The following is a 23,181-nucleotide window of genomic DNA, read 5'->3' on the forward strand; positions in this document are numbered from 1 at the left end:
TTACAACCGATTTAGGAAATCATTAACAAGGCATTAACATTCTTTTGGAATCCATTAACAGGTCTTGAGAATCCATGCTCTCATCTTTGACGAAACCAAAATTTATCAATTATGAAAAAAGTAACTCTTATTTTAATGGTCGGTATTGCTGTAGCAGCTGTAGCGGCAGTAAGTCCTCTTACCTGGAAAACCACCTCACTGGACCTTGGCCAAATCAGTATGGGAGAATCTAAACCGCTCTCATTTGAATTTACAAATAATAGTGATGAACCAATTACTATCGTAGAAGCTAAAGGTTCATGTGGATGCACTGAGGTCGCTTATCCAAAAGCCGCAATAGCTCCCGGCGAATCTGCAGAGATCACCGCAAAGTTTAGCTCGAAAAAAGCTGGCGTATTCAAAAAGAGCATCAAGATCACTACCTCAGCGTCAGAAGAACCAACCCATCTCTACTTTTCAGGTGAGGTAGTTGAATAACACCGTATCTATTATCACAAAATGATCGGGAGTCGGCAGAGTGTCGGCTCCCTTTATTTTTTCCACTGGCGTGGAAGTTACTTCCGTGCCAGATTTTGCACCCCAACGGGTGTAGAACTCCATAAAAAATATTTTTTGTTCAACTCACATTCATAGGAATCCCGGAAAAAATTATCCTGCGTCAATCCCGCCAGGTTTATTCAAAGAAAAAATCTTCTTGCTCCAATCCGGTCAGATTCCTCCGAAACAAAAAAATCCTGCTTCAATCCCGCCGGATTACTTCGGGCAAAAAATTTCTCGCTCTGATGCGGTCAAAGGAGTGTGCGACAGTTTTGCGAAGCATTTATATACTTTTCAGGTGAGGTGGTTGAATTATTTTTTTATACCATCACTTCAGGTATTTTTGCCCTGACTTGGGGAGCTCCCCAATAGCTATCGGGGGGTTTAGAGCACAAGGATAAAAATGGAGTGTTAGCTCAGCTGGTTTAGAGCATCGCCTTGACAGGGCGGGGGTCGTTGGTTCGAATCCAATACACTCCACATTTGACAAGCATGGTTTAGAGCGCTGCCTTTGACCGGGTCGCGTAGACAGGGTCGCGTAGACAGGGCAGAGGTCACTGGGCGGTTCGCCGCTACGATCGAATCCAGTATATCCCACAATTAGGCACCAGATTCTGCCGAATGCCTGTCCACCGTACCAGACTTAGTCAGGCGGGGCATTCCTTCGGAAGAATCCCTGCCAGTAACTTGAAAAAATCAGCCACCTTCAGGAGGCAAATTCTGTCCTTCATAGGTTGAGTGAAAAGCTGCTTTTTTATTTAACTCGCCTGATAATTAAATGCCTTGCGGTCTATTTCACTATCAGCCAACATTGCGAGCCTACGGTCAATTTTTTTCTCAAGGTCTACCAACTCGTGCAGCTTAGCCGCATCATTGTACAACCCCATGATATTGGCATAGGTGGATACCGCTCCATAAGAAGCAATTTTAAAATGGATGATGTGCTGAAGGCTGATAATGATCGCTGCATCCTTCACTTCATTGGTTGCACACCGCTTCAGAATGGTATCCGTCTGATCTTCCATCAGTCGTATTGACTCATTTTTCTCCCCACGTTTTTGCGTAAACAAGTCATTGAATACCTGCTTGAGCACCCAGTGGTTATCATCGGAGATTTTTTGATACTTAGTGAGTAACTGTGTCAGCTGAAAATCACTGGCTTCCCATCTGAGTCGCTCCAGAAAAGGAACCAGTTGAACCTCGGCATCATACAGTTCACGAAGCTGCTCCACCATCAAGTCGTTAAGGTCTAAAATACGTTTCATGTGTTTAAAGTTTCCAAAATAAGCGGTTTGCTGCCCAACTTTGATCATACCCGGCCTGCCTTTGCCGAAAGTGGCTACTGCAGGCAGGTTGGTGTTTCTCAATGTTTTGGGTTGAGACTACGCGTCCCGGCATCATGCTCATTTCATGCGTGTAAGGTTTATCTCTAAAAAGCCATGATAGACTCATCTGAATTTTATTTCTGACATTTTATGAGATGAAGATAGTCAGCCCCTTACACAAAAAACATGATGGTTGTTAGCCGGAGAAATGATTAAAGACCTGCTACCCGCTCAGGACTCGAAGTGATAAAGCAGGATCATAGTAGCTGTATATGCAGGCTTTTTGTTACCCACTATCTCCATACGAGCCCCTACTTCTGCTTTGGTGATACCTCTGAGATTGGTGACATTTTCCAGGTGCGCTTTTAGTATGAGCTCACTGCCTACTGGCACCGGTTGATTAAACTTTAGATTATTCAGGCCGTAGTTTACCATCATTTTCAGATTATTGGCCTTCAGGATCTGCTCCCACATGTGTGGGACCAATGAAAGGGTCAGGTAGCCATGAGCAATAGTTTGGCCAAACGGACCTTCTTTTGCTTTTTGCTCGTCCACATGGATCCACTGGTGATCCAATGTAGCATCTGCAAATTTATTGATCTGCTCCTGGGTTACTTTATGTGGTGCTGACTGTCCCAGGTCCTTTCCGATATATTTTTCAAATTCCTCAAAACTACCGATTTCTAATGCCATAAAGATTGATCGTTTAGGTTTCAGGATGTGAAGATAGCAAAGGTTTTAAGAATAACCCTTTTCAGACCATAGCGGTCACAAAATCGAAGCTAAAACTGAAAACCAAAAGTAACAGTAGGTAAGGTCTCCTCCCTTGTAAATGCCAAATTGCCCGTAATCACGACCTGATTTAGCGGAGCCAGCCAAACACCAAAGCCCCTGCCTGTGTGCCATTTTGAAGAGCTTTCTCCCTCCAGCCATACCCTGCCCACATCATGAAACCCGAGGACACCCACACCCATCGGCAGCAGGTAGTTTCTGAATGTAAACAGCTGGATCCGCAGATCCACATTGTGATAGAAAGAAGCATTCCCGATAAACCGGGTCCTTCTATATCCTCTGAGGGTTTCTTTACCCAGAAAAGCCCCATTGAAATACTCCAGCCCGCCAAAATTGTATTGTGCTCCAAGCCGGTTTGCGAGTGTTACCCGGGAAGGGATTTTAGTAGAGATAAGAAAACCAAACTCACCGCTGATAGTGGAAAAGCCTTCAGACACCCTGTTTGACCCATAGTATTTTGTGTATGTAAAGTTGGCAAAAACTCCTCTCGAAGGAAGAGCCGCATGATCCCGGGTGTCCGTTTGTATTTCTGTTCGCACTCCCACGTACTGGTGGCTGCTAAACAATGACTCTGAGTCTACCTGACCCGTGCTGGCAGCGGCATTGATATACCTATCTGTAACTTTCTCTTCAAGCTCAAAAGCCAGGTGCTCCGGTCCGATACGGAAAGTCCCTTTATTTCCCAGATTATAGGTGAGGTTCAGAAAACTTTGTGAACGCTCATATCGAATACGGTAAAAATCGATCTCATCCTCATACCCACTGGCTATACCCTCACCATCATAATCAAACTGTGATTCATTCCCGAAACCAAAGAAATTCGCAACAGCAAAAGGCCGCTGGACTGATATATCAGCATTCAGATCCCACTTCCCGATTACATCACTAAATGTACCATTATAATAAAGATTTACCGCTCCGGTCTCAAAAGCACCATTGGCTTTCAGCTCATGACGCGATGCAAACGGATCTTTTCTCCAACCTTCCCTGGTGAAAATAAAACCCGCTCCGAGAAACAACCCATCGTCAGGGTTGAACTGAACACTGACTAGCGGGAATAACTTATTGTATTCAAATGCAGTCCGGTTATAAGCATTCACATTGACGTTATTGCTCAGCTTAGACCGGGTTTCTTTAGCTGGATATAGTTCCGTATTGCTTTTCAGGTCATAAACGATCGTCTTCTTTCCGGGCCCGGCCACTTTTGAAGCATCCGTAATTTTATCTTCATCCTCGCCTCCGATTATTCTCACCTTTATGCCATCTTTTGCTTCTCCCTTGAGTTCAAAAATATCCTCTCCCTCCAGACCATACAGCCTGATTTCTTTAGTCTCTTCAGATAAAAAGGTCCTGCTGTAGATCAGCTGTTCCAGTTCGCCATCTTTCTTTCGCTTACGCACCGTCACCCTGGTTTCTCCATGTGGCAGACGCTCTACCAAAAAATACTCGTGCTTATTTGAGCCCACCACTTCTACCTCCTCTGAAAGAAACAAATAATGTATACGGGCAAATCTCCGCATGTCATCCCGCCGGGCTTTCAACACCCGGATAGTTCTATCAGCAGCCTGCTTTTGAATAGTATCCGGCCAAACCTCAAATGCCCGTTCGATCGCCGCATCGGTAAGATTGGTCTCAAGCTGCTCAATCTGCTCTTTCCAGGCATTCCAGTCCAGTTCGTTCAGGAAGGTCCTGTCGAAAAAGCGGGCGCTGGCATTGAAGCCTGGAGGATAATCCATTCGTTCATCAAAACCCTCCGTATTTGGCAAAGCAAATTTTCGGGAAGCTGCCCAGCCAAAAAGACCCTCGTTCACAAAAAAAACCTGATCCCTGTCTCGTGGAATCGGTCTCCACAAATGGCCTTTTGGCTCTTTGTCAAACCGTACCCACCTCCACTGATCTTCATGCCGGTCCCAGTCCCCTATGATCATATCAAAAAGCCTGTTGCGAAGCGCAAAAGGCTGATCCACATCCTCATCATTATCATCATGGAGCTCCTCTATCAGGTCAGGTGTGCCATCTATGTCTTCTCCGCCACCAAAAAATGATTCATGTGCTGCTTCGTCATTAGGGCGCTCTTCATAAAGTACAGGCAGGTTGGCGAAAATGCCTTGATACTTACCAAAACGCGGATCATCCGGAATATAAACCAGGCGGGGGTTGGTATGGTATATGCCCGCAGCTTCAGCTAAAGGCGGTATGACAAAAGCTCCATAAGGATTAGCTGCAGAGATTTGATCCTGAATGATATCCGCCACAAGGGTTTCGTAGAGCGGTGTAGGCAAAAGCTTTTCGGTATATTTATCAAGAGACCTCAAAACGTACTGACGCCCATTTTTTGCCTCCAGCCGAAGAGATCTGGTCTGGTTGCCTCCCCCCAGCTTTACAATTTCCAGCCCTCCGTGCTCCTGACCAATATTGAAGACAGGCATCTCTACCGGTGTGGCCCAGACCTGCCGGTAGTTAGGTCCCAGCCAGTACTTTCTGACCTTATTTGTTCCGCTGTATTGATCACTGATTGGTGCTACCACTATGCTATCCCTGAAATCTTCATTAAACGATTGCGGATCTACTGCTTCTACCTTTTTGGTGAGGATTGTATGGTTATAGAGCTCTTCTTGAAGATCTCCGTCATAAAAACTGAGGCGGACGGCTCCTGAGGTTCCATAGGTTAATCTGGCAAACCCATGACCTTCGTGATAAAATTCCGTCCCCGGACCAGTAGAAACGTAAGAAGACTTTGAGCCCGATCCACTTGTGATGTAGTGTACCGAGTCTCTCCGGATATACTGCAGGGAATGCTCGTGCCCGTTTACATACACAAGGTCTTTTACCTGACCAAAAGAGCCTGTCAGGGTATTCCGGATCAGTTTGTATCTCGGATTACCAATGTCCTGCCTGCTCCCAAACAAAATCCGGAACAGCGGATATATACTTCCAACAACAGGAAGGGGTACCCAGAGTTTTCGATTGGCATCAGTCAGGGGAAATATGTGCTGCTTGAATGTATACTTGCTGCCATGTGGGCCATAAGAATACATCGGGTGATGGCCAGCCACTATAACATGTTTATCCTTATTTCGACTCAATATATCATCCAGAAGCAGTAATGCATCCGTGCTTGATTTGGCATCACAGCCATCCTCCTCACCCGGCTTGTCCCAGGGATGTAACAAATACTGGGTATCGATAATGATCAGTGTGATCTCCGGGGTAAGGGACAGTTCGACAGGGCCGGGACACCCATTTCGTGGCAAAAATACGGTCTCCCTGCCCATATACTCATCTACATACTTCTGCATGTTGAGTAGCTGATCCCAACCTGCTTTACTCCCGTTAGCCCAGTCATGATTACCAGGAATGATAAATGATCTCCCTCCAAAGGCCTTCATGACTTCCAGTGACTCATCCAGTCTGCGCTCCATTTCAGCGCGATCCGTGTGCTCTTTACCCGGCAAACCATTTGGATACAAATTATCTCCCAAAAAGATCATCACGTCATTCTCACTGGCATCTGATGATAGCTCCTTCAGATAAGAAAGCGTGGGATTCGAAGGGAACAGAGGCTTACCGGCATCCCCTATCAGATAAACAGACACTTCCTGGGCTTGAGCAAAAAGGCAGATTACAAATCCGGTAAAGAAGAGTAGTTTTCTTCTATTCATTCCTTCTCAATCGGGGTAAATTTGACAATATAACCCTTATCCCCTTCACCTTCTGAGCTGATATAGAGGTCGCCATCAGGAGCAAAGAATATACCTTCCGGCTGACTCAATATCCTCGGAGCTATGGGGTAGGAAGCTTTTACCTCTCCATCCTTATCCAGTACTATTAGCATTTTCCCCACGGAAGCCAGCAGGTAAAAGTATCCGTCAAGAGGGTTGTGGGCAATCGCCGAAGGCTTAAACCTGATCCGCTCCTTTTCATACTCAAAGTCTCTATGTGTTTCAAAGAATTCTTTCATTTTCCCGGCTGTGATTTCAAAAAATGGTTTTTCGATGAGCTCACCTTTTGAGAGCTCAAACTCATACACGGTCTTGCCTTTGGCATTGATACCCTTGATATCTTCTTCTTCCTTACAGGCTATAAGCAGTCTTCCGGAGTATGGGTTGTACCCCAGGCCTTCGGTATCATTTTTTCTATCGAGCTTATTTTCAAACTTTTCAGCTTTTGCCTGATCATCACCAGTATATGGAAACCGATAAATGTCTCCATCACTCTCCAGGACATAGATCATTCCATTAACATACTCTATTCCTTCAAAATCACCCGGATCACTAAAGGTGATAGCATTCAAAATCCTATGCTCCTTCAAACTATACTCATACGCACGCCCGCTCTCATCCTCTACACATAAGACCCGGTCCTCAGGTAAATATGTCAACCCGGATACTTCAGACAGGACATAGGGCAAAAAATGCTTTTCCACGGGGTTTTTCAGGTCATAGTACACCTTCACATGATCCGTAATCAAAAACAGGCTGTCTGCTCGCTGACGAAAGGGAACAGTGGAACAGCCTAACTGTAAAAAGGTCAGGACAAGAAAAATCAACCACATAAAAGTGTAAAAGGAGGTCTGAGCCCTTTGGTTCCGCAGATACATATCTTAAAATTACCTTTATTTACGAATGATATGAAAATGTGGTATTTTAATCACACATAAAACAACTGGAAATGGCCGAAAAAAAGTCGGATTTACTGATTGAGGCTAGGCAATTTGCTGAGGATATTTTGGCCAATGAGCTATCCTCACACATTAAATATCACTCCATTGAGCATACACGGGATGTGGTAAATGCTGCATTAGAAATAGGCCGGCAAAGCGGGCTCAAGGAATCTGAACTTGAGATCGTGGAGCTGGCCGGATGGTTTCATGACCTGGGTTACCGCGAAGTGATCGAAAACCATGAGGAGGTGAGCGCTACAATCGCCCTTGATTTTCTTTCCGCCAGAACCTACGATGATATAAAAGCAGCCCAGGTAGCAGGCTGCATAATGGCTACCAAAATGCCTCAAAGCCCAAAAAATCTGCTGGAAGCTGTGCTTTGTGATGCGGATCTTCTTCACCTGGGTAATGAGGATTACTTCAATAAAGCTGAATTACTACACCGGGAGATACAGGAGGTAAAAGGAGAGAATATCCCGGAGAGATCCTGGCTTGAGGGCAACAAAGAATTCATAAAGGAGCATCAGTTTTTCACAGAGTACGCCAGAAAGCAATATGCCGACAAGGAAAAAGAAAACCTTAAACAGGTCAAAAAGAAGTTAAAAAAAATGAAAAAGCAGGAAAAAGAAATGGCTAACCTGGAAGCTCAGGTAGAAAAGCTAAAGGAGAAAGTAAAAAAAGCCAGGGAAATAACCCCTACTCGTGGAATTGAGACCATGTTTCGTCTCACATCCAAAAATCACCTGGACCTCAGCGCCATGGCCGACACGAAGGCCAATATCATGATCTCCGTAAACTCCATTATCCTCTCGGTTCTGGTATCGGTGCTTTTTCGAAAACTGGAAGAATATCCCCACCTGATCATTCCTGCTTTCATCATGACGATCGTATGTCTCTGTACCATTGTCTTTGCGATCCTTGCTACCCGGCCTAACGTATCCAAGGGAACATTCACCCAGGAGGACATTTTAAGCAAGCGGACCAACCTCCTGTTTTTTGGAAATTTCCACAGGATGGAGATGGAAAAATACGAATGGGGTATGAAAGAGATGATGAAAGATGCTGATTACCTGTATACAAGCCTCATTAGAGATATTTATTTTTTAGGGGTGGTTCTTGGTAAAAAATATAAGTTGTTACGGGTGTCATATACCATATTCATGTTCGGGTTTGTAATTGCTGTGCTTTCATTTATGATAGCAGAAGTCTTTTTTAAAGCGCCTTCACCCTACTAAACCTTTGGCCGGTGACCAGGGAAGAAATAATAAACAGGTCATTTGAGCTATTTCGCCATTACAGGGTGAAGAGTGGTAACGCCGGATTGAGCTTAAAGCAGCCAATCAAAGCTTTGAGCACGCAGAGCTTTCAGCAAGGGAGTTGTACTTCCATTTGGTAGTTATACCAGAATCTCGCATGGGAATCCTACTTTGATAGCTGAAGACTTTTCAGGTAGCTATAAATGGCGGTCTGAGCATTGACAGGTTCTCCAGTCAGCTGTATGGGTTGATTCTCAATCTTTTCATCCAGTAAGACCCTACATGTGTTATCTAAAAACTGCAATTCCAGAATATGTAAAATCTGAGCCTTAATATCTGTATCCAGCACTGGGAAAGTGACCTCCACTCGTCTGTGCAGGTTTCTGTTCATCCAATCAGAAGACCCCATGTAAATATCTTCCTTCCCGGAATTAAAAAAATAAAAAATCCGGGCATGCTCTAAATAGCGATCTACTATGCGGGAAACTTCAATGCCATTCGTTCCGGGTACCAGACAGCAAATGCTTCTCGCCAGCACTTTGACCTCCACTCCTTCTCCCGCCGCCTCATATAGTTTTCTTATCAGGTTGGGCTCCTCCAGATTGTTAAGTTTGATCCATATTTTGGCGGGCCTTCCCGACTTAGCATTTTGGATCTCACGGTCAATAAGATCAGTAAAGCGTTCCAGTGCTCCAAACTGACTTACAATCAACATGTCAAACTCCTTTGGCTGGGTCTTCTGGTTTAAAAAGGTAAATACCTGCTCCAGCTCCCGGGTCATCTGAGGATGGGAGGTAAGTATACCGTGATCACAGTAGATCTTTGCCGTACTTTCATTTAAGTTTCCTGTCCCGAAAAAACCATAATAGCTTGTCTGACCCTGCTGCTCTTTTCTTACCAGCGCCACTTTTGCATGCACTTTGAGGCCCGGCATGCTGTATTGGATATTTATCCCGGCCTCACGCATAAGCTGTGCCCACTTCAGATTATTTTCTTCATCAAAACGGGCTTTTACCTCCATAAAGACGTTGACCCGCTTGCCGTTTTTAGACGCGCTGATAAGTGCATCTCCAATGACACTGTTTTCTGCCATACGGTAAAACGTCACATTGATTTCTTTAACCAAAGGATCGATTGCGGCCTCATTAAAAAACCGCAACACATAATCATAAGACTGGTAAGGGAAGTGCAAAACCTGATCCTTTTGATCGATGGCTTCAAAAAGACTGCCATAACGATCCAGATTGCGGTTCCTTACAGGAGCCAGCGGATCATATTCCAGCTTTTCATTCGTGGTATTCCGGACCTGAAAAAAGTCATTGAGATTATGATATCGGCCACCGGCTACCAGGTCTTCCGCATCCAGCTTATACAGCTCCCGAAAGACTGAAAGAAGATCCGTGGAAATCTCCCTGTCATAGAGAAACCTGGTGGGCTCACCCAGGTCTCTTTTCTTTACCTGCTTTTCTATTTTTGCCACCAGGTCACCGCTAAATTCATCATCTATCTGAAGATCGGCATCCTTATTTAGCTTAAAGCTGCGGCACTCCAGCACTTCATATCCCGGAAACACCCAGCCCAGGCCATTGCGAATGATGTCATCAATAAAATAAACGTGAGTTTTTTCAGCAGACCTTATGGTATAAAAGCGCGGAACTTTGTCCGACGGGATATTTAGAATAGCATACTTTGTGTTTGCACTGCCTCGCAAACGCAAGACAAAGTACAATGCCCTGTTTTTCAGGAAAGGGACTTGCTCATGTGATAGCCAGTGAGGCTGTAAAAAGGCCAGTAACCTGATTTTGAAATAATCTGACAATTCATCTTTATGGTCCGGAGGTAAGTCCGAATCCCGGTGGATGTCTATACCCTTTTCCCTCAGCTGCGCCAATATTTCGAAAAGTGCTTCTCCATAGTCTTCGAGCTGGTTATCAACCTCTTCATGAATACTCCTCAATACCTCTTCAGGGTCCATGTTTAGCCGCTTATTGATCTTTTTCTTGCCCACTGCCACAAGTCGCCTCAGGCCGGCCACACGCACCCGGAAAAACTCGTCCAGGTTAGACGAATAAATGGCTATAAAGCGGAGGCGCTCCAGCAACGGCACATGATCCTTTTTGGCTTCAAGTAATACGCGATGGTTAAATGAAAGCCAGCTGAGGTCACGATCATAAAAGGGCTCTTTGTTCATAATATCTTTATAATTTCCAATTCATAATCCAGCCCTTTGATTTTTATCAACCCAATAACCTCAAAGTTTTCTATTTTGTCTTTAAGCCTGTCAAACATGGCTCTTGACATCAGGATAGTACTTTGATATTCCTTATTCAACTGCTCAAGGCGCGAAGCAATAATGACCGGGGTCCCGGAAATAGAAAACTGTTTTCTCGAGTCTGTACCTATGTTGCCCACAAGCACCTCCCCGCAATGCATGCCCATTCCCACATTAATAGAGCTATGCCCAGGGTTTCTTTTTCTGAAATACTCTAAAAACTCCTGGATCTCCAGCACCGAGTGCCAGGCCGACTCATGATGCTTTTCATTGGATACAGGAGCTCCAAAGGTAGCCATCAGGCCATCACCCATGATTTGATTGACGATCCCTTTGTACGTGTTAACTATTTCTATCACAGGTGAGAAAAAATCATTTTGGAAACGGTTAACTTCCTCCGGGGTCAGGTGTTGTACCCGCTTCGTAAAATCCCGAATATCCAGGAAAAGAATGGTCACATCCAGCCTGGCGCTATAATCCCTCTTTTCTTTCAATGCCTCCACTACCTCTCTGGAGACCTGCTGATTGAATAATCCTTCTATTTCCTCCTTCTCCCTGATGTGCTGATAGGTTACCGAAAGCCTTCGTTTCAGCTCCTGAGCAACAAAACCGGCACATAGGCCGCTCATGAAATACAGCACCGCTCTTATATAGTAGATAAGTACAGGCAGGTTAAAATCGATAGGGTATTTGTTGGTCACCCAGTATGTAAACCCGGCGATAAACACCGCCACAAGAAAGCCCATAGCCGTACTCACCCAAAAATCCAGGTGAAGAGAAGATACTATGATCAGTATAAAGTAGATAAATATAATAGGGGAGTCCAGTAATGCTGATGTTTGCTCAATCACTGAAGTCACTACCAGCCACATTGACGGGATGAGTACCTCCAGAACCACCGTATACCAAAAGTATCGCCTGGGCAATCGTAATTGTTCACGGCTGACTCTTTTGACCCATAACTTGCCCACAAAAAACATGAAGATCATAAATACCCCCACTACTATAACCAGCGGATAAGAGACCGGATTAGTAAAAGTGTCTTTGATAATCCCGGGGAATATCAGTTGGATAATAAGTGACAGGCCTATAGCTACGGATAATACGCCAATAAATACCTCAAGACGCTTTTTCTCAGCTTTAATTATTTCAGCATTTAAATAGCCTGAGTTCATGATTCGTCCTAATAATTGGATAATTTACGGGGCTTTGGTCGCTCTGCCAAATGACAACTATTGCTATTGGGATTATTGACCAAATAGAACTATTTTTAGTTAAGACAAAAAACAGCACGGGCAAAAATCACTAATATGAAACCTGGAGAACTGAAAGCTGTTGTAAGTTTAAAATACGTAATAAGAAACCGTCAGTTTTAAAAAAGACATGAGCCGATGAAGATTAAAAATATACTTGTCCCTGTTGACTTTAGTAACTGCTCCAAAAATGCATTGCGGATCGCTATTGGTCTGGCAAAGGATTTTGGAGCTAAAATTCACATGGTCAACGCCGTACATATCCACACACCACACCCTGACCTGGTAGGAGGCAGTCTCATTGAGTCGATCACGATGGATTATGAAAACCAGGTAAAAAAATCTTTTGAGGAGCTGGAAACAGAGATCATAGAACTCAATGAGGTTCCACATGAAGCCGACCGGTTTATATCTTACCTGACTGATGCAATATATACAGAGGCCGAAACCAAAAACATTGACCTGATAGTTATGGGTACTCGGGCCAAACATGATAAAATTGAGCATCTGATCGGGACCCGCGCCACAGACATCATCGATTCCTCCTCAGTACCAGTCATAGTCATACCTGAAGATGTAAAGTCTTTTCATCCACGGAGAATAGGTTTTGCCTCTGACCTTTCGGAAATCAAAAACATAAAGAAACTGGAGATCATCAATGAACTTGCCAGTCATTTTGAGTCAGAAATAATGGTATTTTCAGTAGTGGATGACCCTGACAAGCTTACTGTAAATGATCAAAAGCTTATTGCTGAACTCTCTAAAAAATTTGGGAAAAACAAGTGCTCTGCCAGGACTGTTCAATCAGAATCAGTGATCCGGGCCATTGTAGAATTTACCAGATCACACAAGCTGGATATGCTGGCCATGATTCCAAGAAAACATTCTTTCTTTGAGAGGTTATTTAAAAAATCCGTCACCAAAAATATAGCCATCGATATTAAAATACCCCTTCTGAGTTTCCGCGAGTAGTATGAGTCTTGAGTATAAGTTTTTTTCCTCAGAAGATATTGGTCAACTATACAATGCATTCGTAGTGTCTTTTTCGGATTATTACGTCAACTTTCAGCCCAATATCTCTCAGTTTTATCACAGGATCTTCCATAAGCTAAACGCCTCCAACGATCTTTCAGGGCTTGTGAGTGAAGATGATGAAGTGATCGGTTTCATTTTGCATACCATCAATGATTACAATGGTCAGCGAGTGGCTTACAATGGGGGCACAGGCATTATCCCTCAAAAGCGCAAAAACCATGTCATGACCGGCCTGTACGAGATGTTGATGCCGAAGCTAAGAGAATTTGGTGCACAGAAAATTTTACTGGAAGTAATTACAGATAATAAACCTGCAGTCTCCTTTTACAAATCATTGGGTTTTGAATTCACCCGGGTTTTTAAGTGCTTCAAAATGTATGAAACCTATGAGTCAAGATCAATAGACGGGCTAAAGATTACCCGGTCGTTTCAGCTAAAGGATGAGTACGAAAAGCTGTGGGACTTCACTCCCTCTTTTCTGGACAACAGCGCCCAGCTCATTCATAACATGAACAATGAGATCATTCTGGAAGCTCAACTGGACGATAAGCTTGTCGGATACATTGTGTTCCAGCCGGCAGTAGGCCGGATCAGTCAGCTCGCAGTAGATAAAAACATCCGTGGAAAAGGGATCGGCATCACCCTGCTTCAGGCTGCACAAGCTTTATCCAGAAAGAAAAACATCACACTGATGAACATTCCCGAAGATGAGATAGATACACTGGAGAAACTTGAAAAGATAGGATTCAAAAATGAAGTGACTCAGTACGAAATGGAATTGGTAATTTAGCACATGCGCATTCAGGAAATTGCCGGTCTGATCAACGCTTCTATCCTTGCCAAAGGTGAAAACAATGAGATCACCAGGATCAATTTTGACTCCAGGAAATCCACAGGCAGCAAATCGGAGCTTTTCATTGCCTTAAAAGGAGTAAAAAATGACGGACATCGCTTTTTAGAGAGCCTCCATCAGCAAGGTATTCGCAATTTTCTCGTTTCTCGGGAAGTAAACCCACAAAAATTTCCGGACAGCGCCATTCTCCTGGTAAATGACACGCTGAAAGCCCTTCAGCTTCTGGCAGCAAAACACAGGGAGCGATTTAAAATACCGGTGGTAGCCATAACCGGCAGCAATGGAAAAACCATCATAAAGGAATGGCTTTCTACCCTTTTGGAACACCAATGGAAAACCCTCAAAAGCCCTAAAAGCTATAACTCACAAATCGGCGTACCTGTTTCCGTCTGGCAAATGGATGAGCTCCACGAAATTGGAGTGTTTGAGGCTGGTATCTCAAGAAAAGGCGAAATGGAAGCCCTCCGAAAGATCATCAATCCAACAATCGGCATTTTCACAAACATAGGTGAAGCTCATGCTGAAGGGTTTTCGAGTCTTGAGGAAAAAGTGATCGAAAAGGCAAGGCTCTTTACCACTTGCAATCAGGTAGTCTGCAGGAAAACCCATAAGCCGATTGTAGAAGCATTGACAAAAGAAACGGACGCGGCAGTAGTAACCTGGGAGATAAACGATCCTGATGCTACTGTAAACTTTTGTCCAACGAATAACGCATACGAGGTTCATTTTGCAAAAGAAACCCACTTCTTCCATCTTCATTTCACCAATCAATATGATATAGAAAACATCTTCCATGCAATCACCACCGCCTTGCTGCTGGGAGAAGCCCCTGAGAAAATTCAGGAAGCCCTGGATAAAATCAAGCCCGTCCCGATGCGGCTGGAGCTGAAAAGAGGTGTGAACGACACCTACATCCTGGATGATTCTTACAACAATGACCTGCTGGGCTTAAATATTGCACTCGACTACCTCCTGCAGCAGCCCCGAAAAGCAAAAAAGTCGGTCATCTTATCAGATATTCTCCAATCCGGAAAAAGCAAAAAGGCGCTTTACACAGAAGTAAACGACCTGCTGAAAAAACATGATATCACACGACTAATTGGTATCGGGCCGGAAATTTCATCCATGGCTTCTTTATTTGATATGGAGACATTTTTCTTTCCCACTACCGAAGCCTTTTTGAAAAACGATCCGGGGTTTCATGACGAAATCATTTTAGTAAAAGGTGCACGTGATTACAGTCTGGAAAAGGTTGTAACCCTGCTGGAAGAAAAAAACCACGGTACCGTACTGGAAGTAAACTTTGAGGCAATTACTCATAATCTGAATACTTACAGAAACCTCCTGAAACCTTCCACAAAGCTTATGGTGATGGTCAAGGCCTTTGCTTACGGAGTAGGTGTAAATGAGATAGCTCACCTCCTGCAATACCACAAGGCAGACTATCTGGGTGTGGCTTATCTGGATGAAGCGATTGAATTACGGAAAAAAGGGATCACACTTCCAATCATGATCATGAATCCGGAACCCGGAAGTTTTTCCTTACTGGAGACTTTTGAGCTGGAGCCGGAAATATATAGCATCGCTATGCTAAAGCAGCTCCTGGACGATACTCAAAGCCCGCCGGGGATCCACCTCAAGATCGAAACGGGAATGCATCGGCTGGGTTTTGAAGAAGAAGACCTGCCGGAGCTGTTATCCCTTTTGCAGGCCAACCCACAGCTAAAAATCAACGGGATCTTTACCCATTTTTCCAGCTCAGATAATCAAAAGGAAGATCACTATACCAGGCAGCAGGCCGATAGGTTTCAGCGTATCGCCAATAGACTGCTCGAAGTTCTTGACCACCAGCCTATCCTTCATGCCCTCAACTCCGCAGGGATTGCCCGGTGGCCGCAGTATCAGTTTGACATGGTAAGGCTTGGTATCGGTTTATATGGATATGATAGCTCTGAAACACTCAAAGGACTGAGAGCAATCAGTACGTTGAAAACACACATTTCGCAGGTAAAAAAGGTAAAAAAGGGAGATACCATCGGGTACGCGAGAAAAGGTATCGCCAAAAAAGACGGGTCTATCGCTACCTTGGCCATTGGGTATGCTGACGGCTACTCCCGAATCTTTAGCAATGGAAACGCCTATGTGATAATCAATGGCCAGCGAGCCAAAACCATCGGTAGTGTGTGTATGGATATGACCATGGTGGATGTGACCGGATTACATGTAAAGGAGGGAGATGAAGTAGTTGTTTTTGGAGATGACCCATCCATTGTAGACATGGCTACATGGGCCAACACCATACCCTACGAGATCCTTACCAATGTAAGCCAGCGGGTGAAAAGGGTTTTTGTGAGTGAGTGAATGCATTTATAAATGAGGCACTACTTTTTCACCTTTCTGCTTACCTAACCACACCCCAGATTCTTTCTCAGGTCTTTACCTGCCATCCCTTCTCTTGCTGTTTTCTCTTCACTTTTTTTATCTTTTTTCGCCTTCTTAAGCTTTTCAAACTTCTTATTGGCTTCTTCCAGTTTTTTCTTATCCATACAGTGAGATAAACGATCCCTGAAGAAAAGCGTTTTCTTGCTTTCCTCTATTTTTGCGCCTATGGAGAAAGACATAACCGATCTGAAGATTGGAGTGCTTGGTGGCGGGCAGCTTGGCAGGATGATGATCCAGTCAGCCATAGACCTCAACCTGGAGATCAATATGATGGATCCGGACCCTAACGCACCCTGTGCCCGATTAGCCGATACGTTTCGTGCCGGAAACATCAAGGATTATGAGGAGGTAATGGATTTTGGGAAGGACATGGATGTGCTCACCATCGAGATCGAGGCGGTAAACACACAAGCTCTGAAAGACCTCAAAGCTCAGGGTAAACGGGTGTTTCCACAACCCGAAATCATTGAGTTAATTCAGGATAAACGCAAACAAAAGACATTTTACAAGGCAAACAGAATTCCCACAGCAGATTTCATCCTTACGGAAAGCAGGGAAGAAGTTGCCCGGCATAAGAGCTTTTTGCCTGCAGTAAATAAGCTGGGGAAGGAGGGATATGACGGGAGAGGGGTCCAGGTTATCCGTACCGAAGCAGACCTTGGCAAAGCCTTTGAAGCCCCCTCTCTCCTCGAGGAGCTGGTGGATTTTAAAAAAGAACTGAGCGTAATTGTAGCACGTAATGAATCCGGCGAAGTAACCTGTTTTCCCCTTGTAGAGCTGGTTTTTCATCCGGAAGCAAACCTCGTAGAGTTTCTCTTTGCCCCGGCAGAAGTCTCTGAAGATGTGGAAAAGAAAGCTTACAATCTCGCGGAGGATGTAATCAAAAAGCTGGATATGGTTGGCCTGTTGGCTGTAGAAATGTTCCTTACCAGGGATGACGAGCTGCTGGTTAATGAAATAGCGCCCCGCACACATAACAGCGGGCATCACTCCATTGAAGCGAACATTACTTCGCAGTTTGAGCAGCACTTAAGAGCCATATTAAACCTTCCACTAGGAGCTACTGATCTTATCAAACCAGCAGCAATGGTAAATGTATTAGGAGAAGACGGATACACCGGACATGCAAAATATGAAGGAATGAAAGAGTTGCTCTCCATTCCTGGTGTACATTTACACTTATACGGCAAAAAATTGACTAAGCCTTTTCGAAAAATGGGGCACATCACCGTAACGGATGAAAGCACATCTGCCCTAAAAGAAAAGGCCCTGAAGGTAAAAGAGATCTTAAAAGTAATCGCATGAGCAAACCACAAGTAGGCATTATCATGGGTAGCCAGTCTGATCTTTCGGTCATGTCTGAGGCTGCCGAAATTTTAGAAGAACTTGGCGTTTCCATAGAAGTCACGGTTGTTTCTGCACACCGCACTCCTCATCGGATGGTTGAGTACGCTGAAAAAGCTGCTGAAAGGGGATTGAAAGTGATCATTGCTGGAGCCGGGGGTGCAGCTCACCTGCCAGGCATGGTAGCCTCACTGACCACTCTTCCGGTCATCGGTGTGCCCGTAAAATCCCGAAACTCTATAGATGGGTGGGATTCTGTACTTTCCATTCTGCAAATGCCGGGAGGCATACCAGTAGCTACGGTGGCTCTGGATGGCGCCAAAAATGCCGGGATACTTGCCGCAGAAATAATTGGCGCTTTTGATAAAAAAATTCATGAGAATATCGCCAGCTATAAGGAATCCCTCAAGAATAAAGTACTTGACTCAGCAAAAGAGCTTGAGGACAGAGGTTGGAAGGGAACTAAAATTGGATTTAAGAATTGACTTCTTGAAGCGTAATTTATAGCTCCGTACTCATAGATATCAGATAAGCCTACTTCGCACTTTTGACCAACTCCGGCTTTTTTGGGAAAAGTAAAGAAAGAAAGATTGATGCAGCCAGCACGAAAATGATCACCCCAAACGAGAGGAATATAGGTATATGTACATGCTCTACGCCAAAAACATAACCGAAACCTTTCTGAATGATCTCCATTTCCAGCATCATCTTCACCCCAATAAAGATCAGCACCAGGGACAGACCCTTTTGCAATAGGTAAAACTTATCCAGCACATTGGCTAAAAGGAAGAACATCGCTCTGAGACCCATTACAGCAAAAATGTTAGAAGTATAAATCACAAACTCATTCTGGGTGATTGCAAAAGCAGCAGGAATGGAGTCTACTGCAAAGATGAGGTCAGTAGATTCAATTAAAATAATGACCAGAAAAAGGGGTGTAAAGAGCCTCTTGCCATTTTCCTTAATCCAGAATTTGCCGCCACGATCATTAGCAGTCATTGGAAAGATCTTTCGTGACCACTTTACAATCGGGTTTTTCTCCGGTTCAATCTCCATATCTTCATCCTCATTGAAGATCTTTATTCCTGAATAAATGAGAAAGGCGCCGAAGATATACAGGATCCAGTGAAACTGTGAGATCAGAAAGGCACCCACAAAAATGAAGATCGCCCGGAAAACGATCGCACCAAGTATACCCCAGAAAAGGATGTTATGGTAATATTCCTCCTTTACATTAAAGTACTTTAGGATAAGCAGGATAACAAAAATGTTATCCATAGAAAGCGCTTTCTCTGTAACATATGCAGATAGAAATTCAAAAGTAGCCTGCTCCCCTTCGCCAAAAAAATAAATAAGACTGGCATAAATCATAGAAACGCCAACCCAAAATAAACTTTGAATTAGTGCTTCTCTTTGGGAAACTTTATGGTGAGCTTTATGAAAAACTCCCAGATCCACAAGAAGAAAGGCAATGATAACTACTCCAAAAACTCCAAAGAGCAAGCCCTCATTTTCACCAGTTAACAGACTTAATAGCATATAGAATTGATCAATCGGCGGTTTATCCTGGCAGCTGAAGTAGCTGACAAGGGGACAAAATAAGTAAATATTGCATAATAATAAAATTTTGGATGCCTGTGCGGCAATCGATTCAGGGTATATGAACAAATTCCGGGAATTTTTGCTTATCTTAAGTGAGAGGTTTATAGCGAATTATGCAAAACATTGTCATAGATTTACTTCTTTGTGGTTTTATTTATGGTATCCTCCTGGCGATTATTTTTATCCGGGAGACCAAAAAGCGCCGAAAAAGAGACTCTGATGGAGATGATGAAGGAGGGCTGCCCATTTTGAATCCACCTGATATAGATTTGCCGCCAGGGGTTTGTCTTCCTGACGATCCCCGTGTGAAAAATAAAGAGCCTGAAGAAGTATTTGCATGACCCCTAAAATAGATCTGAAAAAAGTAGACCTCCGAAAATACAATCCCATTAAGTACAGCCCGATTTCCTTTAGCAGGAAGCGCCCAAAAACAGGTCTGGCGCCGGGGAGCCTCATTTACACGGGTAAAGTTTATGCTGACAAGGTAAAGATCGAAGTAATAGACTACACAGATGAATCCATCAATGAAGTAGAAATAACAGACGTAAATGAGCTCGAGAAATACAATCACTCCAACTCCGTTTCCTGGATCAATATCCAGGGACTCCACGACGTAGATGCCATAGCCAGGATCGGTGAACTAATGGGATTGCATCCCCTCACACTTGAAGACATCCTGGATACCCATCAAAGACCCAAAATCGAGGAGTTTGATGAGCATCTGTACCTGTCATTGAAAATGATCAATCATATAGAAAAGGTAAACATGATTGATATAGAGCAGGTGAGCCTGATCCTCCATAAAAACTTCGTGATATGTTTCCAGGAAAAACCCGGAGACGTTTTCAATGACATCCGTAATCGCTTAAAGAACGGTAAAGGAAGAGCACGAAAAAGAGGTGCTGATTACCTGGGCTACATGCTTCTGGACATTATCATTGACTTCTATTATGAAACACTCGATGAAATGTGGAAGAAAATTGAGCGGCTGGAAGAAGTGGTTGTCAGGAAACCGGAACGTATCGAATTGAAAAACATTCAGGTAGTCCGAAGAGACCTGATCCAGCTTCGCAGGTATATGTACCCCGTACGTGATGTTGTAAATAATCTCGCCAATCAATATTCAGACTTTTTTCAGGAAAGTACCCTGATGTTTCTCCGTGATTCGCACGATCACGCCGTACAGGTGGTAGAAAACCTGGATACATACCGGGAAATCCTCACCAGTGTCATGGACCTTTATCTCTCCCAGCTAAGCATGAAGATGAATGAAGTAATGAAGGTTCTTACAATGATGGCTACCATTTTCATCCCATTAACATTCATAGCCGGAATTTACGGGATGAATTTCGAGCATATGCCTGAGCTCGGCTGGCAAATAAGCTACCCAACGGGCTTTTACACACTCATAGGCATAGTTACAGTTATCATGGTCATTTACATGAAAACAAAAAGATGGCTCTAGTGTGATGATTCGTAACTAGCTGGATTCAAGCTGAAGCTCGATGAAATTCTTGTAAGCCCCTCCATGATCCAATAGCTCCTGATGCGAACCTGACTCAGCAATCTGGCCCTGCTCCAAAACGTAAATCCTGTCCACTGAGCGTATTGTAGCCAGCCGGTGAGCTATGATAATGGTAGTTCGTCCCTTCATTAGTTTATTCAGCGCTTGCTGTACTAAATTTTCTGATTCTGCATCCAGGGAGCTGGTCGCTTCATCCAGCACAAGGATGGTAGGGTCTTTCAGCACTGCACGAGCTATGGCAATACGCTGACGCTGACCTCCTGAAAGTTTCACACCTCGCTCACCCACCAGTGTATCAAACCCTTCAGGAAAAGACTCTATAAACTCCAGGGCATTGGCTTGCTTTGCGGCTTCCTTCACTTCATCATCAGAAGCATCCGGACGACCATATCGAATGTTTTCGGCGATAGATCCACCAAACAGGATCACTTCCTGCGGCACAATCCCGATGTTGGATCGCAGATCCTGCAACGCAATCTCGTCCACAGATTTTCCGCCAACTGTAACCTCCCCGCTTGCAACCGGGTAAAAATGCATCAGAAGCTGCACTATGGTAGACTTGCCCGCTCCACTGTGACCTACCAACGCGATTTTCTCTCCCTGATTGACATGAAAGCTGATCCCATTGAGCACAGCTAACTCCTTCCTGGTGGGGTATGAGAAATGGACATCTGAGAATATTATATCTCCGTCGAGTCGCTTATGGGTATTAACCGGACTTTCCGAATCCCACTCCGGTGCTTCTCGCTGAATTTCCAGGATACGCTCAGAAGCGCCTACCGCTTTCTGAATCTGACCAAAGAGATCGCCCAAACCGGCAATGGATGCTCCGATAAAAGTGGTATACAAAATGAAAGTGATAAGATCTCCCACTGTCATATCGCCGGCCTGTACCAACCGGGCTCCATACCACATGATGGCTACCAGCCCACCAAAAAGCATAAAAATGATAAATGAGATAAAAGCAGCGCGGTAGTTTGCCACACTCAATGCTGTTTTTACCACTTTTCTCATAGAACCCTTGTACCTGGCGATCTCAAATAGCTCTGAAGTAAATGACTTAACAGAATGGATACTCTGGATGGTTTCCTCCACAATGATATTTGCAGAAGCCAGCTGGTCCTGGGTTTTCCGTGAGAGCCTTCTGATAAACTTCCCAAAAAACATTGCTAATACAATAATGACAGGGAAGGTAGCCAGCATAAACACACTCAGGGAAGGAGCTGTGATAAAGATCAATGAAACCCCAACAATAAGAATAATGGTCTGACGGATAAGCTCAGCCAGAGTTACGGATAAAGCATTTTGCAGGATAGACACATCATTGCTTATCCGGCTGATCAGCTCTCCGGCCCGGTTTTTATCAAAAAATGTCAGGGGCAATGTGATCATCCGTTGGTACAGTTCCGTCCGGATATTGGCCATGGCATTTTCGGTGACTCGAGCAAACAGCACTACTCTGAAAAAAGAAACAATGCTCTGAAAAAACAAAACACCCAATAGCAGCAAGGCCGCTTTTCCGATATTGTCAATAAACCAGTCTTCTTTACCGGAGGCAATGTCTATCAACTTTCCCGAAACATACGGAAAAACCATAAATATGCTACTGGATATAAACAGCAAAATAAGGCCGGTAATAAATGAAGCTTTATACGGCCAGACATAGCTGAAAATGCCCCACAGGTTCCTGATATTTTCCCGGTTGAGCTTTTTCTGGTTGGATTTACTCATCAATTCTCACTTCACCTTTGATCCGGTAACGGATCGTATCTTTAAGCACCATTTTTTGAAACCCGCTAATTTCATATGATTTCAAAAGACCATTCTCTAATATCAGCTGCAGCTTTCTTCGGTGCTGATAAATGGTTCTGTCTTCAAAATATTCACTAACAATCTCCAGCACATTATCGGCTCTTTCCACAGTGAAATACCTCACCGGAGCATCCAGGGTTTTGTCAGAAAGCTCATAATAGGTACCACCTTCCGTTTCAGACGTTTTATAAGCCCCAACATTATAAGGTTGATTCAGGTCAAAATCCCGAATGATAGCAAACTCATCTTCCCAACCCAAACTATCCAATGGTTGGGTTTGAGTCTCTACCTCCCCATCCATAATTACCGTTTTCGTGACAGGTACACCACGTTCACTCAAAATGATGACCTGGGCATCCAGGATGGAATCCAGGTCAAAATAAACATTGAGCTCTTCAGCGGCCCCCCTGTTTTTCTCACAGGACCACAACAGTACACTTATAATTAAGCAACTAACTAGTCTATTCATC

At 44.1% G+C, this 23,181-nt stretch carries 19 protein-coding genes and 1 tRNA gene; 10 read left to right on the plus strand and 10 right to left on the minus strand.

Annotated elements, in window-relative coordinates; all coding sequences use genetic code 11:
• The first annotated feature begins 111 nt into the window (after nucleotides 1-111).
• A complete protein-coding gene (locus tag AC3E9V_RS25380) occupies nucleotides 112-477 on the plus strand; it encodes a DUF1573 domain-containing protein (protein ID WP_488750977.1) in 366 nt (121 codons plus the stop codon).
• 465 nt (nucleotides 478-942) lie between these two features.
• A tRNA-Val gene (locus tag AC3E9V_RS25385) sits at nucleotides 943-1,017 on the plus strand.
• 278 nt (nucleotides 1,018-1,295) lie between these two features.
• On the opposite strand, the gene AC3E9V_RS25390 is transcribed toward AC3E9V_RS25385, so the two are convergent.
• The 4 genes from AC3E9V_RS25390 to AC3E9V_RS25405 all read right to left on the minus strand — a co-directional run bounded on the left by AC3E9V_RS25390 (nucleotide 1,296) and on the right by AC3E9V_RS25405 (nucleotide 7,254).
• On the minus strand, nucleotides 1,296-1,904 hold the full coding sequence (locus AC3E9V_RS25390; RefSeq protein WP_488750978.1) for a YciE/YciF ferroxidase family protein: 609 nt from the start codon (nucleotides 1,902-1,904) through the stop codon (nucleotides 1,296-1,298).
• Between the two features lie 189 nt (nucleotides 1,905-2,093).
• The gene (locus AC3E9V_RS25395; protein WP_488750979.1) at nucleotides 2,094-2,555 is read right to left on the minus strand and encodes a MaoC family dehydratase; all 462 of its coding nucleotides are present in this window, start codon (nucleotides 2,553-2,555) and stop codon (nucleotides 2,094-2,096) included.
• A gap of 89 nt (nucleotides 2,556-2,644) precedes the next feature.
• The gene (locus tag AC3E9V_RS25400; protein WP_488750980.1) at nucleotides 2,645-6,316 is read right to left on the minus strand and encodes a metallophosphoesterase; all 3,672 of its coding nucleotides are present in this window, start codon (nucleotides 6,314-6,316) and stop codon (nucleotides 2,645-2,647) included.
• A complete protein-coding gene (locus AC3E9V_RS25405) occupies nucleotides 6,313-7,254 on the minus strand; it encodes an SdiA-regulated domain-containing protein (RefSeq protein ID WP_488750981.1) in 942 nt (313 codons plus the stop codon). Before AC3E9V_RS25405 ends, AC3E9V_RS25400 begins: the two co-directional genes overlap by 4 nt.
• Before the next feature lie 71 nt (nucleotides 7,255-7,325).
• On the opposite strand from AC3E9V_RS25405, the gene AC3E9V_RS25410 reads away from it, so the two are divergent.
• Nucleotides 7,326-8,552, plus strand: a complete 1,227-nt coding sequence (locus tag AC3E9V_RS25410) for a Pycsar system effector family protein (RefSeq protein ID WP_488750982.1) — start codon at nucleotides 7,326-7,328, stop codon at nucleotides 8,550-8,552.
• A gap of 187 nt (nucleotides 8,553-8,739) precedes the next feature.
• On the opposite strand, the gene ppk1 is transcribed toward AC3E9V_RS25410, so the two are convergent.
• Together ppk1 and AC3E9V_RS25420 are read right to left on the minus strand one after the other, a co-directional pair.
• Nucleotides 8,740-10,764 carry a polyphosphate kinase 1 gene (ppk1, locus tag AC3E9V_RS25415; RefSeq protein ID WP_488750983.1) on the minus strand — a complete coding sequence of 675 codons (2,025 nt, stop codon included), beginning with the start codon at nucleotides 10,762-10,764 and terminating at the stop codon, nucleotides 8,740-8,742.
• Nucleotides 10,761-12,020 carry an adenylate/guanylate cyclase domain-containing protein gene (locus AC3E9V_RS25420; protein WP_488750984.1) on the minus strand — a complete coding sequence of 420 codons (1,260 nt, stop codon included), beginning with the start codon at nucleotides 12,018-12,020 and terminating at the stop codon, nucleotides 10,761-10,763. The genes ppk1 and AC3E9V_RS25420 overlap by 4 nt, the downstream gene beginning before the upstream one ends.
• Before the next feature lie 216 nt (nucleotides 12,021-12,236).
• On the opposite strand from AC3E9V_RS25420, the gene AC3E9V_RS25425 reads away from it, so the two are divergent.
• From AC3E9V_RS25425 to AC3E9V_RS25435, 3 genes are read left to right on the plus strand one after another with little or no spacing between them, the layout of a single operon-like run.
• Complete coding sequence (locus AC3E9V_RS25425; protein WP_488750985.1) at nucleotides 12,237-13,070, plus strand: universal stress protein; 834 nt, start codon at nucleotides 12,237-12,239, stop codon at nucleotides 13,068-13,070.
• A 1-nt stretch (nucleotide 13,071) separates the two neighbouring features.
• A complete protein-coding gene (locus tag AC3E9V_RS25430; protein ID WP_488750986.1) occupies nucleotides 13,072-13,923 on the plus strand; it encodes a GNAT family N-acetyltransferase in 852 nt (283 codons plus the stop codon).
• Nucleotides 13,924-13,926: 3 nt separating this feature from the next.
• Nucleotides 13,927-16,347, plus strand: coding sequence for a bifunctional UDP-N-acetylmuramoyl-tripeptide:D-alanyl-D-alanine ligase/alanine racemase (locus AC3E9V_RS25435; RefSeq protein ID WP_488750987.1), 2,421 nt, complete (start codon nucleotides 13,927-13,929; stop codon nucleotides 16,345-16,347).
• Between the two features lie 44 nt (nucleotides 16,348-16,391).
• Here AC3E9V_RS25435 and AC3E9V_RS25440 read toward each other — a convergent pair whose 3' ends face one another.
• Nucleotides 16,392-16,607, minus strand: a complete 216-nt coding sequence (locus tag AC3E9V_RS25440) for a hypothetical protein (protein ID WP_488750988.1) — start codon at nucleotides 16,605-16,607, stop codon at nucleotides 16,392-16,394.
• On the opposite strand from AC3E9V_RS25440, the gene AC3E9V_RS25445 reads away from it, so the two are divergent.
• Together AC3E9V_RS25445 and purE are read left to right on the plus strand one after the other, a co-directional pair.
• The gene (locus tag AC3E9V_RS25445; RefSeq protein ID WP_488750989.1) at nucleotides 16,594-17,733 is read left to right on the plus strand and encodes a 5-(carboxyamino)imidazole ribonucleotide synthase; all 1,140 of its coding nucleotides are present in this window, start codon (nucleotides 16,594-16,596) and stop codon (nucleotides 17,731-17,733) included. The genes AC3E9V_RS25440 and AC3E9V_RS25445 overlap by 14 nt on opposite strands.
• Complete coding sequence (gene purE / locus AC3E9V_RS25450; protein WP_488750990.1) at nucleotides 17,730-18,257, plus strand: 5-(carboxyamino)imidazole ribonucleotide mutase; 528 nt, start codon at nucleotides 17,730-17,732, stop codon at nucleotides 18,255-18,257. Before AC3E9V_RS25445 ends, purE begins: the two co-directional genes overlap by 4 nt.
• A gap of 49 nt (nucleotides 18,258-18,306) precedes the next feature.
• Here the strand turns inward: purE and AC3E9V_RS25455 are convergent, their stop codons facing one another.
• A complete protein-coding gene (locus AC3E9V_RS25455; protein WP_488750991.1) occupies nucleotides 18,307-19,311 on the minus strand; it encodes a TerC family protein in 1,005 nt (334 codons plus the stop codon).
• Between the two features lie 176 nt (nucleotides 19,312-19,487).
• On the opposite strand from AC3E9V_RS25455, the gene AC3E9V_RS25460 reads away from it, so the two are divergent.
• On the plus strand, nucleotides 19,488-19,715 hold the full coding sequence (locus AC3E9V_RS25460) for a hypothetical protein (protein WP_488750992.1): 228 nt from the start codon (nucleotides 19,488-19,490) through the stop codon (nucleotides 19,713-19,715).
• The gene (gene corA, locus AC3E9V_RS25465; protein WP_488750993.1) at nucleotides 19,712-20,839 is read left to right on the plus strand and encodes a magnesium/cobalt transporter CorA; all 1,128 of its coding nucleotides are present in this window, start codon (nucleotides 19,712-19,714) and stop codon (nucleotides 20,837-20,839) included. Before AC3E9V_RS25460 ends, corA begins: the two co-directional genes overlap by 4 nt.
• 15 nt (nucleotides 20,840-20,854) lie before the next feature.
• Here corA and AC3E9V_RS25470 read toward each other — a convergent pair whose 3' ends face one another.
• Both AC3E9V_RS25470 and AC3E9V_RS25475 read right to left on the minus strand, forming a co-directional pair.
• Complete coding sequence (locus tag AC3E9V_RS25470; RefSeq protein ID WP_488750994.1) at nucleotides 20,855-22,630, minus strand: ABC transporter ATP-binding protein; 1,776 nt, start codon at nucleotides 22,628-22,630, stop codon at nucleotides 20,855-20,857.
• Nucleotides 22,623-23,180, minus strand: a complete 558-nt coding sequence (locus AC3E9V_RS25475; protein ID WP_488750995.1) for a hypothetical protein — start codon at nucleotides 23,178-23,180, stop codon at nucleotides 22,623-22,625. Before AC3E9V_RS25475 ends, AC3E9V_RS25470 begins: the two co-directional genes overlap by 8 nt.
• Between the last annotated feature and the right edge of the window lies 1 nt (nucleotide 23,181).

This window comes from Marinoscillum sp. HNIBRBA16962 (assembly GCF_057801515.1).